A 12,897-nucleotide genomic window follows, 5' to 3' on the forward strand; every position below is an offset into this window, starting at 1 on the left:
CGAGAAATGTCAGGTGACCTTGGTCACCCGGGAAGCCCCCGCCGAGCCCTCCCGCAGGCTCCGGGGGCTTCCTTTGTGTCCGGATTGATCATCTCCTGACCGCATCTGCGAGGACTCCGGCATAAGCGGTAAGTCCGCACCCATCACGGTGCGATTACACCCCAACTCCTGCCAGTTCCAGCCATCCCGCCCCAGCCCACTAATGTCGACGCGGGCACTCCGCACGCACCCTTGCCGCACCGGCCGCACACCCTTGCGCCGGTACGCGCGTGGACCGATCGTCAAACACCGGCCCGATCGTTCCGCCCTGAACGGGCGACCGCCGCGAAGTGCCCTCTACGCCGCTTTGAACAAGTGCCGGGTGAGGGAGTACTTCCAGCATGAACCGCAAGACCATGGTGCTGACGGCCGCGATCGGCCTGCTCACCCCCGCGCTGTCCGCATGCGGCAGCGCGAGCGGCGGAGGAGCAGCGTCCGGAGCGATCGTCGTCGGTACCACCGACCGGTTCGAGGCAGCCGACTACGCCCCCGCCCCCTTCGACCCCGCCTACGCCTACGACGCCGGCGCCTGGAACATCCTGCGCCAGACCGTCCAGACCCTCGTGCGCACCCCGCGCGGCGGCGGCCAGCCCGTCCCCGAAGCCGCCTCCGACTGCCGCTTCACCGACACCGGCAACGAGAGCTACCGCTGCACCCTGCGGCCCGGCCTGAAGTTCGCCAGCGGCGACCCGCTCACCGCCAAGGACGTCAAGTTCTCCATCGACCGCGTCCGCGCGATCAAGGACGAGAACGGGCCCTCCGCCCTCCTCTCCACCCTCGACACCGTCGAGACCAAGGGAACCGACACCGTCGTCTTCCACCTGAAGACCGCCGACGCGACCTTCCCGTACAAGCTCGCCACCCCCGCCGCCGGCATCGTCAGCGAGAAGAGCTACGAGGCCAAGAAGCTCCGCCCCGGCTTCACCGTCGACGGCTCCGGCCCGTACACGATGAAGGCCGAGGTCAAGGACAACCACCTGGTCCGGGCCGTCTTCACCAAGAACCCGAACTACAAGGGCGACATCAAGCTGCAGAACGACAAGGTCGAACTGCGCACCTTCGACGACTCCGCCACCATGGGCAAGGCGCTCACCGACGGGAAGGTCCACGTGGTCTCCCGCACCCTGTCGCCCGCGCAGATCACCGAGTTCGCCAAGACGCCCCCCAAGGGCGTCAAGCTCACCCCGATGCCCGGCCTGGAGATCCGCTACATCGGCTTCAACACCGACGCGCCGACCGTCAACAACAAGGCCGTGCGCCAGGCCCTCGCCGCGGCCGTCGACCGCAACAACGTGATCTCCAAGGTCTACGGGAAGTCCGCGCAGCCCCTCTACTCGCTCGTCCCCACCGCCGTGCCCGGCCACGTCAACTCGTTCTACAACAAGTACGGCGAGGCCAACACCGGCAAGGCCGCCGAGCTGCTGAAGGCCGCCGGGGTGAAGACCCCCGTCAAGCTGACCCTGAACTACACCACGGACCACTACGGCGACGGCACCGCCGCCGAGTTCGAGGCCCTCAAGACCCAGCTGAACTCCACCCAGCTGTTCGACATCACCGTCCAGGGCAACGAGTGGGGCACCTTCCGCCCCGCCCAGAAGAAGGGCGACTACGCCGCCTACGGGCTCGGCTGGTTCCCCGACTACCCGGACCCCGACAACTTCCTCGCCCCGTTCCTGGAGCAGGACAACTTCCTGGGCACGCCGTACGCCAACACCGCGGTGCGCACCAGGCTCATCCCCGAATCCCGCCGCGCGGCCGACCGCAACGTCGCCGTGCCCGCGATCACGGAGATGCAGGACATCGTCGCCGACGACGTCCCCGTCCTGCCCCTGTGGCAGGGCAAGCAGTACGTCGCCTCCCGCGACGGGATCACCGGGGTGGAATGGTCGGTCAACGCCATCTCCGACCTCCAGCTGTGGGAACTCGGCCGAGGTGTCAGCGGCTGAGACCGGCAGGAACCGGCGGCGGACGTCGCAGGCCGGCGCAACGACCAGACAAGACTGTGAAGGACATCAGCGTGAAGAGACGTAACCAGTGGTTGGCAGCCCCGCTCGGCGCGGCCACTGCCGCAGCGCTGCTCAGCGGTTGCGGTTCGCAGGACGGCTCCGCCGCCGGCAGCGGCAAGGGCGTGGTCATGGGCATATCCGACAAGGTGAAGTCCGTCGACCCCGCCTCGGGCTACGACCCGGGCTCCTGGCTGCTCTTCAACAACGTCTTCCAGTCCCTGCTGACGTTCCCGAAGGGCGGCACCACCCCCGAGCCCGACGCCGCCCAGGCCTGCAACTTCGAGGGCGGCGACAGCAAGGTGTACAAGTGCACCCTGCGCAGCGGCCTGAAGTTCAGCAACGGCAACAGCCTGACCTCGAAGGACGTCAAGTTCTCCTTCGAGCGCACCCTGAAGATCAACGACGCCAACGGCCCCGCCGTGATGCTCTCGTCGATCGCGAGCATCGACGCCCCCGACGAGAAGACCGTCGTCTTCAAGCTGAAGTCCTCCGACGCCACCTTCCCCAGCAAGATCGCGTCGGGCGCGGGCGCCATCGTCGACCGCAAGGAATACCCGGCCGACAAGCTCCGCACCGACAACAAGGCGATCGGCTCCGGCGTCTACAAGCTCGACGCCTTCAGCGAGAAGAGCGCCAACTTCTCGGTCAACGAGTCCTACAGCGGCAAGGCCAAGGCCAAGAACACCGGCGTCACGCTGAAGTTCTTCAACGGTGACCAGGCCGGCCTCAAGACCGTCCTGGAGAGCGGCGACGTCGACTTCGCCTTCCGCGGCCTCGCCGCCAAGGACATCGCCGGCCTCGCCGCCACCAAGACCGGCGACAACAAGGTCGACGTCGTCACGGGCACCGGCGCCGAAGTCGAGCACCTGGTCTTCAACGTCAACGACCCCGTCGTCGGCAAGCTCCCCGTCCGCAAGGCGATCGCCTACCTCGTCGACCGCGAAGCGCTCGTCAAGGACGTGTACGCGGGCACCGCCGCCCCGCTGTACTCGATCGTCCCGGCCGGCATCGCCGGACACACCACCCCGTACTTCGACCGCTACGGCGGCTCGCCGCAGCTGGAGAAGGCCAAGGCGGTCCTCAAGGCCGCCAACATCACCGGCAAGGTCAAGCTGACCCTGTGGTCCACGCCGTCCCGCTACGGCCCGTCCACCGACCACCAGTTCCAGGTCATCGCCAAGCAGCTCAACGAGAGCGGCCTCTTCGACGCCGACGTCAAGTCCGTCGAGTTCGAGCAGTACGAGAAGGACATCGAGGCCGGCAAGTACGGCATCTACGTCAAGGGCTGGGTCCCCGACTACCCCGACGCCGACAACTTCACCCAGCCGTTCTTCGGCCCGGACAACGTCCTGCACAACAACTACGACAACAAGGAGATCAGCGGGACCATCATCCCCGCGACCTCCACCAAGTCCGACCGCACCGCGGCCAACACGGACTACACCCGCCTCCAGGACATCGTCGCCGACGAGCTCCCGCTCCTCCCGCTCTGGCAGAGCAAGCAGTACGCCGTCGCCCGCCAGAACGTGACCGGCCTCCAGTGGTCCCTGGACGCCTCCACGGTCTTCCGCTTCTGGGAGATCAGCAAGGGCTGACCCGCCCCGGACACACCTCCGCCCCGGCACCCGAGAAGGGAGCCGGGGCGGAGCCGTACCCGGGACTACTGCGCGCCCGGACGCACCAGACCGCTCTCGTACGCGTACACCGCCGCCTGCACCCGGTCCCGCAGACCCAGCTTCGTCAGCACATGGCCCACGTGCGTCTTCACCGTCGTCTCGCTCACGAACAGGTCCGCCGCGATCTCCGCGTTCGACAGGCCCCGGGCCACCAGCTTCAGCACCTCCACCTCGCGCTCGGTCAGCGTCCCCAGCGTGTCCGGCAGGCTCTCCTCACCCGACGGCAGGTGCCCCGCGTACTTGTCCAGCAGCCGCCGCGTGATGCTCGGCGCGAGCATCGCCTCACCCGCCGCGACCACCCGGATCGCCTGCACCAGCTCGTTCGCCGGGGCGTCCTTCAGCAGGAACCCGCTCGCCCCCGCCCGCAGCGCCTCCACCACGTACTCGTCCAGATCGAACGTGGTCAGCACCAGCACCTTCGCCGGCCCGTTCCGGTCCGGCCCGGTGATCTGCCGGGTCGCCTCCACCCCGTCCATCCGCGGCATCCGGATGTCCATCAGCACCACGTCCGGCTGCAGCGCCCGAACCTGCTCCAGCGCCTGCAGCCCGTCCCCGGCCTCACCCACCACGACCAGGTCACCCTCCGCCTCCAGGATCATCCGGAAGCCGGTGCGCAGCAGTGGCTGGTCGTCGACCAGCAGGACGCGGATCGCCACGGGGTACCTCGTATTCGTCGGGCATGAACGGCGTACGCGGCCCATTCTGCCCTGGCCGGACGATCAGGAACCGGCCGGGCGATCCGCCCCGTCCCGGGGCCGCACCACCAGCGGATACACCGGGGGAGTACCCCCGAACTCCGGACACACCGCCTGATGATCACACCAGCCGCACAGCTTCGTCGGCCGCGGACGCCAGTCACCCGTCTCCGTCGCCTCCCGGATCGCCTCCCACAGCGCGTGCAGCTTCCGCTCCACCCGCTCCAGATCCGCCGGCACCGGGTCGTACGTCAGCACGTCCCCGCTCCCCAGGTACACCAGCTGCAGCCGCCGCGGCACCACCTGCCGCAGCCGCCACACCACCAGCGCGTAGAACTTCATCTGGAACAGCGCGCCCTCCGCGTACTGCGGCTTCGGCGCCTTGCCCGTCTTGTAGTCGACGATCCGCACCTCACCCGTCGGCGCCACGTCCACCCGGTCGATGATCCCGCGCAGCCGCAGCCCCGACTCCAGCTCCGTCTCCACGAAGAACTCCCGCTCCACGGGCTCCAGCCGCGTCGGGTCCTCCAGCGTGAACCAGCGCTCCACCAGCGCCTCCGCCTCCGCCAGCCAGCCCGCCAGAGAAGCCCCGCCGTCCCCCTCCGGGAACAGCTCCGCCAGCTCCGGCTTCGCCTCCAGCAGCCGCTCCCACTGCCCCGGCAGCAGCTCCTTCGCCCGCGGAACCGTCCGCTCCTGCGCCGGATGATCGAACAGCCGCTCCAGCACCGCGTGCACCAGCGTCCCCCGCGTCGCCGCCGCACTCGGCTTCTCCGGCAGCCGGTCGATCACCCGGAACCGGTACAGCAACGGGCACTGCATGAAGTCACCGGCCCGCGAGGGAGACAGCGAGGTCGGCCGGGAAGCACCCGAAGGAACGTCTGCGGAACCGGCACCGGGGGTCGTCGTCATGCCTGAAACCCTACGACCCGGGACGGACAGGACGCGCATACCATCGACTCCTGGCCCCTCGCACTGCATGATCGGAGCATCACACCGCGCAACAGCGCACCACGCCACCCACGCGACGTGGACCACACTGGAAGCACCGCACGAACGAAGGAAGACCGTGGCAGACACCGACGAAACCGGCGAGCGCAGGTCCAAGCGCTCCGACCCGGGCGGCGGCATCCTCATGGGCCGCCCCTTCGGCGTGCCCGTCTACGTCTCGCCCAGCTGGTTCCTCGTCGCCGCCCTCATCACCTGGGTCTTCGGAGACCAGCTCGACCGGGTCCTGCCCGACCTCGGCCCCGCCCGCTACCTCGTCTCCCTCTTCTTCGCCGTCGCCTTCTACGCCTCCGTCCTCGTCCACGAACTGGCGCACACCATCGCCGCGCTCCGCTACAAGCTCCCCGTGCGCCGCATCCAGCTCCAGTTCTTCGGCGGAGTCTCCGAGATCGAGAAGGAGTCCGAGACCCCCGGCCGCGAATTCGTCCTCGCCTTCGTCGGCCCCCTCCTCTCCCTCGCCCTCGCCGGAGCCTTCTACCTCGGCATGAAGGCCGTCCACCCCGCCAGCGTCCCCGGCGTCCTCCTCGCCGGCCTGATGATCTCCAACCTCCTCGTCGCCGCCTTCAACCTCCTGCCCGGCCTCCCCCTCGACGGCGGCCGCATGCTCCGCGCCGTCATCTGGGGCATCACCGGCAAACCCATGACCGGCACCGTCGCCGCCGCCTGGGTCGGCCGCGCCCTCGCCGTCGCCGTCCTCATCGGACTGCCCCTCCTCACCCAGACCGGAGTCCTCGGCAACCCCACCCGGGAAATCGGCGGCATGGACACCGTCATGGACGCCCTCCTCGCCGCGATCCTCGCCGCGATCATCTGGACCGGCGCCGGCAACAGCCTCCGCATGGCCCGCCTGCGCGAACACCTCCCCGAACTCCGCGCCCGCACCCTCACCCGCCGCGCCATCCCGGTCCAGACCGCCACCCCGCTCTCCGAAGCCCTCCGCCGCGCCAACGAGGCCGGAGCCCGCGCCCTCGTCGTCGTCGACGGCCAGGGCGACCCCACCGCCATCGTCCGCGAGACCGCCATCGCCTCCGTCCCCGAACACCGCCGGCCCTGGGTCGCCGTCAGCACCCTCGCCCAGGACCTCACCGACGGGATGAAGGTTTCCGCGGACCTCACCGGCGAAGAACTCCTCGACCACCTCCGCGCCACCCCCGCCACCGAGTACCTCGTCCTCGAACCCACCGGCGAGATCTACGGCGTCCTGTCCACCCTCGACGTCGAGAAGGCCTTCGTGAAGGCCATGGCGCGGCCCCAGTCCTGAAGCCAATACACTGGTCACATGTCCGAACCGACCGGTGCCGCCCGCCGACGCGGGCCCTTCGAGGTCGGGGACCAGGTTCAGCTCACCGACCCCAAGGGCCGCCACTACACGTTCACGCTCGAAGCAGGGAAGAATTTCCACACCCACAAGGGTTCCTTCCCGCACGACGAGCTGATCGGTGCTCCCGAGGGCAGTGTTGTCCGTACCACGGGGAACGTCGCGTACCTCGCGCTGCGCCCCCTGCTCCCCGACTATGTCCTGTCCATGCCCCGCGGTGCCGCCGTGGTCTACCCCAAGGACGCGGGCCAGATCCTGGCCTTCGCCGACATCTTCCCCGGCGCCCGCGTCGTGGAAGCAGGAGTGGGCTCCGGCTCCCTGAGCAGCTTCCTGCTGCGCGCCATCGGCGACCAGGGCATGCTCCACAGCTACGAGCGCCGCGCGGACTTCGCCGAGATCGCCACGGCCAACGTCGAGCGCTACTTCGGCGGCCCGCACCCCGCGTGGCAGCTGACCGTCGGCGACCTCCAGGACAACCTGTCCGACACCGACGTCGACCGCGTCATCCTCGACATGCTCGCCCCCTGGGAGTGCCTGGAGGCCGTCTCCAAGGCCCTCGTCCCCGGCGGCATCCTCTGCTGCTACGTGGCCACCACCACCCAGCTCTCGCGCACCGTCGAGTCCATCCGCGAGTTCGGCTGCTACGCCGAACCGCAGCCGTGGGAGTCGATGATCCGCAACTGGCACGTCGAAGGCCTCGCGGTCCGCCCCGACCACCGGATGATCGGCCACACCGGCTTCCTGGTCACCGCCCGACGCCTCGCCGACGGCGTCGAGCCCCCCATGCGCCGCCGCCGCCCCTCCAAGGGCGCCTACGGCGAGGACTACGAGGGCCCCGGCAGCGACCGCTCCGCGTAGCGCACCCCGCCAACACGAAAGCGCTGTGGCGCAGTTCCCCGGACGAACCGGGAACTGCGCCACAGCGCCTTTTCGTTGCCGGGGTGCCGTGTCGTACGGGTACGGACCCGCCCGTTCCACCGCAGTGTGAGGTGTGGCACGATGCTGGCTCCCCGTCACCCTTCGCACAGGAGACACCCGGCGTGCTGCACAGCCCCACCGACCTGGCGCACCGTCGCACCAGGCCCGTCCACTGGCTCGCCACGGCCACCGCCCTCGGCGCCCTCATAGCCGGCGCCGGCCTGCTCCAGCCCGGCCCGGCCACCGGAGCCGCCCCCGCGCCCGGCCAGGACGCCGCCCCGGCCCCCACGGCCCCCGACGCGCACGCGGCCGCGTACCCCCTGGACTGCAAGGGCGCCCCGCACACCGTCACCGAAACCGCCCAGGGCGACCTCGACGGCGACGGCCGCCCCGAGACCGTGGCGGCCGTCCGCTGCGACGCCGGCTCCGGTACCCCGCCGCACGCGCTCTACGTACTGTCCCGGGACCCGCAGGAGGGCTCCGCCCCCCGGGTCGTCGCCACCCTCCTCGACGCCGGGCGCCGCCGGACCGTGACCGACCTCACCGTGCGGGACGGGAACGTCACCGCACGCCTGCTCGGCTACTCGTCACCCTCCGTGCCGCGCTACGAGCCCGATGTGAAGCAGCTCGCCAAGTGGCGCTGGACCGGCGGGAAATTCCGCCAGGAGCTGACGGACCCGGCCGCCGGAAGTGTTTGAACCGTCACTCCGCGTCCGGGCCGTACACCTCGACCCCGTCCGAAACGCGCCTCACGTGGATGCAGTCGCCCGGACATTCCTTGGCCGAATCGACCACGTCCTGGAGCAGCACCAGAGGAACCGGAGTGGTCGCCCCCGCCTCCTGGAGCAGCTCGTCCTCGGCGCTCTTCACGTACGCCAGACCATCGATGTCCAGCTCGAACACCTCCGGGGCGTACTGCACGCAGATGCCGTCCCCGGTGCACAGGTCCTGGTCGATCCAGACCTCCAGCGGCTCCCCGGCCCCGTCGGAACCACCCGTCGGGGCCTCCTGCTGCACGGTCATATCTCCTGCCGTTTCCTGCTCTGAGTGATCCGCCGGAGCCACGACTCGCGGCAAGTCGCGCGGGCCCTGACGGGTGTTGAACGCTTCGACCTTACAACCGGCTGCTTTCCGATGTTGAAGGGTGGGTATTTCCCTGGCGTGAGGGAGTACGCAAGGGTGAAGATCGGACACACCTCTACCGTCTTTGTGATCTAGGGGTTTCAATCACCACCAGCCCAGGTAGGGTCAGGAAGCGTCCAGCTCCCCTTGGAGGAGGTGAGGACCGTGGCAGCCCACGACGACGACATCAACCGCGGCATCCGGCCCGGGCGAGGGTCTGAGGACCCCGCTGGCCAGGTTGCCTTTCTCGAGCAGGAAATCGCCGTCCTGCGACGCAAGCTCGCCGACTCTCCGCGACACACGAGGATTCTCGAAGAGCGGATCGTCGAGCTCCAGACGAATCTGGCAGGCGTCTCCGCGCAGAACGAACGACTGGCGAACACCCTCCGTGAGGCCCGCGACCAGATCGTGGCCCTCAAGGAAGAGGTCGACCGCCTCGCACAGCCGCCCGCCGGCTTCGGTGTCTTCCTCCAGGCGAACGAGGACGGCACCGTCGACATCTTCACCGGCGGCCGCAAGCTCCGCGTGAACGTGAGCCCCAGCGTCGACCCGGAAGACCTCCGGCGCGGCCAGGAGGTCATGCTCAACGAAGCGCTCAACGTGGTCGAGGCCATGGAGTTCGAGCGCGCCGGGGACATCGTCACCCTCAAGGAGATCCTCGAGGACGGCGAGCGCGCCCTGGTGGTCGGGCACACCGACGAGGAAAGGGTGGTGAGGCTCGCCGAGCCGCTCCTGGACATCACCATCCGCCCCGGCGACGCCCTCCTGCTCGAGCCCCGCTCCGGCTACGTCTACGAGGTCGTCCCGAAGAGCGAGGTCGAGGACCTGGTCCTCGAAGAGGTCCCGGACATCGACTACGAGAAGATCGGCGGCCTGGGCGACCAGATCGAGCTGATCCGCGACGCCGTCGAGCTCCCCTACCTCTACCCCGACCTGTTCAAGGAGCACGAACTGCGGCCCCCGAAGGGCATCCTGCTCTACGGTCCGCCCGGCTGCGGCAAGACGCTCATCGCCAAGGCCGTCGCCAACTCCCTTGCCAAGAAGGTCGCGGAAGTGACCGGGCAGGCGGCCGGCAAGTCGTACTTCCTGAACATCAAGGGCCCCGAGCTCCTCAACAAGTACGTCGGCGAGACCGAGCGGCACATCCGCCTCGTCTTCCAGCGTGCGAGGGAGAAGGCGAGCGAGGGCACCCCCGTCATCGTCTTCTTCGACGAGATGGAATCCCTCTTCCGCACCCGCGGATCCGGAGTCAGCTCGGACGTGGAGAACACCATCGTCCCCCAGCTGCTCGCCGAGATCGACGGCGTGGAAGGCCTGGAGAACGTCATCGTCATCGGCGCCTCCAACCGCGAGGACATGATCGACCCGGCCATCCTGCGGCCCGGCCGGCTCGACGTGAAGATCAAGATCGAGCGCCCGGACGCCGAGGCGGCGAAGGACATCTTCGCCAAGTACCTCAAGGCCTCGCTCCCGCTCCACGCGGACGACCTCGGCGAGCACTCGGGCTCGCCCCAGGTGGCCGTCCACAGCATGATCCAGACCGTCGTCGAGCAGATGTACGCCGAAACCGAGGAGAACCGCTTCCTCGAGGTCACGTACGCCAACGGCGACAAGGAAGTCCTCTACTTCAAGGACTTCAACTCCGGCGCCATGATCCAGAACATCGTGGACCGGGCCAAGAAGATGGCCATCAAGGCCTTCCTCGAACACAACCAGAAGGGCCTGAGGGTCTCCCACCTCCTCCAGGCCTGCGTGGACGAGTTCAAGGAGAACGAGGACCTGCCCAACACCACCAACCCGGACGACTGGGCCCGCATCTCCGGAAAGAAGGGCGAGCGGATCGTATTCATCCGCACCCTCGTCACCGGAAAGCAGGGCGCGGACACCGGACGCTCCATCGACACGGTGGCGAACACGGGTCAGTACCTCTGACGGAGCGAGGCGGCCGCGGGTGCCTCACACGGCACCCGCGGCCGACTGCTTTACCGCCCGTATTACCGCCGGCCTCGATCCGTCTTTTTCAGCCGGTGACGAGGCGGAATTCAATGACTGAAATGATCTCCCCACCAGCGCGGAGTGGTTCTAGGCTCTTCCGTACCGCCGGTCGCGCAGTGCGGGGACGGGCACCGCACACGACGCACCGGAGCACCAGCGGTACTTGAGCGCCGCTCCCGAACGGGAGCGCCGCCGGGCAAGGAGGGCCGCATGACCGTACGGCGAGTAATGGGGATCGAAACGGAGTACGGGATCTCCGTTCCGGGGCACCCGAACGCCAATGCCATGCTCACCTCGTCCCAGATCGTCAACGCCTACGCGGCGGCGATGCACCGGGCGCGACGCGCCCGCTGGGATTTCGAGGAGGAGAATCCGCTGCGGGACGCCCGCGGCTTCGACCTCGCCCGCGAGGCCGCCGACAGCAGCCAGCTCACCGACGAGGACATCGGCCTCGCCAACGTCATCCTCACGAACGGCGCGCGCCTCTACGTCGACCACGCCCACCCCGAGTACAGCTCGCCCGAGGTCACCAACCCCCTCGACGCCGTGCTCTGGGACAAGGCCGGCGAGCGGATCATGGCCGAGGCCGCCGAGCGGGCCGCCCAGCTGCCCGGCGCCCAGCCGATCCACCTCTACAAGAACAACACCGACAACAAGGGCGCCTCCTACGGCACGCACGAGAACTACCTGATGAAGCGGGAGACCCCCTTCTCGGACATCGTGCGCCACCTGACCCCCTTCTTCGTCTCCCGCCAGGTCGTCACCGGGGCCGGCCGCATCGGCATCGGCCAGGACGGCCGCGAGCACGGCTTCCAGATCAGCCAGCGGGCGGACTACTTCGAGGTCGAGGTCGGGCTGGAGACCACCCTCAAGCGCCCCATCATCAACACCCGCGACGAACCCCACTCGGACGCCGAGAAGTACCGCCGCCTCCACGTGATCATCGGCGACGCGAACCTCTCCGAGATCTCCACGTACCTCAAGCTGGGCACGACCGCGCTCGTCCTGTCCATGATCGAGGACGGCTTCATCAACGTCGACCTCGCCGTGGACCAGCCCGTCCGCACCCTCCACCAGGTCTCCCACGACCCCGACCTCCAGCACCTCATCACGCTGCGCAGCGGGCGCACCCTGACCGCCGTACAGCTCCAGATGGAGTACTTCGAGCTGGCCAGGAAGTACGTGGACGAGCGGTTCGGGACGGACGCGGACGAGCAGACCAAGGACGTCCTCGGGCGCTGGGAGGACGTACTGGGCCGGCTGGAGACGGACCCGATGAGCCTGTCGGGGGAGCTCGACTGGATCGCCAAGCGGGAGATCCTGGAGGGCTACCGGCGCCGCGACGGCCTGGGCTGGGACGCGGCGCGCCTCCACCTCGTGGACCTCCAGTACTCGGACGTACGGCCCGAGAAGGGCCTGTACAACCGGCTGGTGGCCCGGGGCAAGATGAAGCGGCTGCTGGAGGAGCCGGCGGTCGAGCGGGCGGAGAGCAAGCCCCCGGAGGACACCCGGGCGTACTTCCGCGGCCGCTGTCTGGAGCAGTACGCGGACGACGTGGCGGCGGCCTCCTGGGACTCGGTGATCTTCGACCTCCCGGGCCGCGACTCCCTCCAGCGCGTCCCCACCCTGGAGCCCCTCCGGGGCACCCGGAACCACGTCAAGGAGCTCCTGGACCGCTGCCGCACGGCGGAGGACCTGGTCCGGGTGCTTTCCGGTCAGTGAGTGGCGCTTCCGGGGCCTGAAAGGGCCCCGGTCCGGGAATCATGAAGGCACCCGGACGTTGTGAAAGTACGGGGACGAACACCGGACCCTCCTTGTAGGGTCCGACGTAGGGTCTGATCTTGAGAGGTCCCGAATCCCGGGGTCTCTCTGTGTGAGCGTGCGAACCGAGCGGGGTGAGGTAGACATGGCGACCAAGGACACCGGCGGCGGACAGCAGAAGGCCACTCGCTCGACCGAAGAGGTCGAGGAGCAGGCCGCGGAAGCGCAGTCCGACCTCAAGGAGCGGCAGGAGAAGCTCTCCGACGATGTCGACTCGGTTCTTGACGAGATTGACGATGTACTCGAGGAAAATGCCGAGGACTTCGTTCGGAGTTTCGTACAAAAAGGCGGCGAATAGCCTT

At 68.7% G+C, this 12,897-nt stretch carries 11 protein-coding genes; 8 read left to right on the top strand and 3 right to left on the bottom strand.

Annotation, left to right across the window (positions count from 1 at the left end):
- Positions 1-380: 380 nt before the first annotated feature.
- Positions 381-1,985, top strand: a complete 1,605-nt coding sequence (locus ACIPW5_RS31405) for an ABC transporter substrate-binding protein (RefSeq protein ID WP_401252162.1) — start codon at positions 381-383, stop codon at positions 1,983-1,985.
- A 71-nt stretch (positions 1,986-2,056) separates the two neighbouring features.
- The gene (locus tag ACIPW5_RS31410; RefSeq protein WP_401252165.1) at positions 2,057-3,640 is read left to right on the top strand and encodes an ABC transporter substrate-binding protein; all 1,584 of its coding nucleotides are present in this window, start codon (positions 2,057-2,059) and stop codon (positions 3,638-3,640) included.
- A 65-nt stretch (positions 3,641-3,705) separates the two neighbouring features.
- On the opposite strand, the gene ACIPW5_RS31415 is transcribed toward ACIPW5_RS31410, so the two are convergent.
- Together ACIPW5_RS31415 and ACIPW5_RS31420 are read right to left on the bottom strand one after the other, a co-directional pair.
- On the bottom strand, positions 3,706-4,377 hold the full coding sequence (locus ACIPW5_RS31415) for a response regulator (protein ID WP_401252168.1): 672 nt from the start codon (positions 4,375-4,377) through the stop codon (positions 3,706-3,708).
- 63 nt (positions 4,378-4,440) lie between these two features.
- Positions 4,441-5,325 (bottom strand): RecB family exonuclease, encoded by an 885-nt coding sequence (locus ACIPW5_RS31420; RefSeq protein ID WP_401252170.1) that lies wholly within the window; start codon positions 5,323-5,325, stop codon positions 4,441-4,443.
- Between the two features lie 223 nt (positions 5,326-5,548).
- Between ACIPW5_RS31420 and ACIPW5_RS31425 the strand changes: the two genes are divergently transcribed.
- The 3 genes from ACIPW5_RS31425 to ACIPW5_RS31435 all read left to right on the top strand — a co-directional run bounded on the left by ACIPW5_RS31425 (position 5,549) and on the right by ACIPW5_RS31435 (position 8,355).
- Positions 5,549-6,682 carry a site-2 protease family protein gene (locus ACIPW5_RS31425; RefSeq protein ID WP_401252235.1) on the top strand — a complete coding sequence of 378 codons (1,134 nt, stop codon included), beginning with the start codon at positions 5,549-5,551 and terminating at the stop codon, positions 6,680-6,682.
- 18 nt (positions 6,683-6,700) lie between these two features.
- Positions 6,701-7,597 carry a tRNA (adenine-N1)-methyltransferase gene (locus ACIPW5_RS31430; protein ID WP_007263187.1) on the top strand — a complete coding sequence of 299 codons (897 nt, stop codon included), beginning with the start codon at positions 6,701-6,703 and terminating at the stop codon, positions 7,595-7,597.
- A gap of 182 nt (positions 7,598-7,779) precedes the next feature.
- Positions 7,780-8,355 carry a hypothetical protein gene (locus ACIPW5_RS31435; protein ID WP_401252173.1) on the top strand — a complete coding sequence of 192 codons (576 nt, stop codon included), beginning with the start codon at positions 7,780-7,782 and terminating at the stop codon, positions 8,353-8,355.
- A gap of 4 nt (positions 8,356-8,359) precedes the next feature.
- Here ACIPW5_RS31435 and ACIPW5_RS31440 read toward each other — a convergent pair whose 3' ends face one another.
- The gene (locus ACIPW5_RS31440; RefSeq protein ID WP_401252176.1) at positions 8,360-8,680 is read right to left on the bottom strand and encodes a ferredoxin; all 321 of its coding nucleotides are present in this window, start codon (positions 8,678-8,680) and stop codon (positions 8,360-8,362) included.
- A gap of 264 nt (positions 8,681-8,944) precedes the next feature.
- Between ACIPW5_RS31440 and arc the strand changes: the two genes are divergently transcribed.
- From arc to ACIPW5_RS31455, 3 genes are all read left to right on the top strand, one after another.
- The gene (gene arc / locus ACIPW5_RS31445; RefSeq protein ID WP_401252179.1) at positions 8,945-10,711 is read left to right on the top strand and encodes a proteasome ATPase; all 1,767 of its coding nucleotides are present in this window, start codon (positions 8,945-8,947) and stop codon (positions 10,709-10,711) included.
- Between the two features lie 273 nt (positions 10,712-10,984).
- A complete protein-coding gene (gene dop / locus ACIPW5_RS31450) occupies positions 10,985-12,496 on the top strand; it encodes a depupylase/deamidase Dop (RefSeq protein WP_401252182.1) in 1,512 nt (503 codons plus the stop codon).
- Positions 12,497-12,680: 184 nt separating this feature from the next.
- Entirely contained in the window at positions 12,681-12,893 is a 213-nt protein-coding gene (locus tag ACIPW5_RS31455) for a ubiquitin-like protein Pup (RefSeq protein ID WP_045947082.1), read from the top strand.
- The last annotated feature ends 4 nt before the right edge of the window (positions 12,894-12,897 follow it).

Source organism: Streptomyces sp. NPDC090077 (assembly GCF_044747545.1).
In the GTDB taxonomy this organism is placed as follows: domain Bacteria; phylum Actinomycetota; class Actinomycetes; order Streptomycetales; family Streptomycetaceae; genus Streptomyces.

What these genes read in the sequence shown, in the direction of transcription:
- ACIPW5_RS31420 (WP_401252170.1), bottom strand. Translation starts at nt 5,325, where the DNA reads ATGACGACGACCCCCGGTGCCGGTTCCGCAGACGTTCCTTCGGGTGCT.
- ACIPW5_RS31440 (WP_401252176.1), bottom strand. Translation starts at nt 8,680, where the DNA reads ATGACCGTGCAGCAGGAGGCCCCGACGGGTGGTTCCGACGGGGCCGGG.
- dop (WP_401252182.1), top strand. Translation starts at nt 10,985, where the DNA reads ATGACCGTACGGCGAGTAATGGGGATCGAAACGGAGTACGGGATCTCC.
- ACIPW5_RS31430 (WP_007263187.1), top strand. Translation starts at nt 6,701, where the DNA reads ATGTCCGAACCGACCGGTGCCGCCCGCCGACGCGGGCCCTTCGAGGTC.
- ACIPW5_RS31405 (WP_401252162.1), top strand. Translation starts at nt 381, where the DNA reads ATGAACCGCAAGACCATGGTGCTGACGGCCGCGATCGGCCTGCTCACC.
- ACIPW5_RS31425 (WP_401252235.1), top strand. Translation starts at nt 5,549, where the DNA reads ATGGGCCGCCCCTTCGGCGTGCCCGTCTACGTCTCGCCCAGCTGGTTC.
- ACIPW5_RS31455 (WP_045947082.1), top strand. Translation starts at nt 12,681, where the DNA reads ATGGCGACCAAGGACACCGGCGGCGGACAGCAGAAGGCCACTCGCTCG.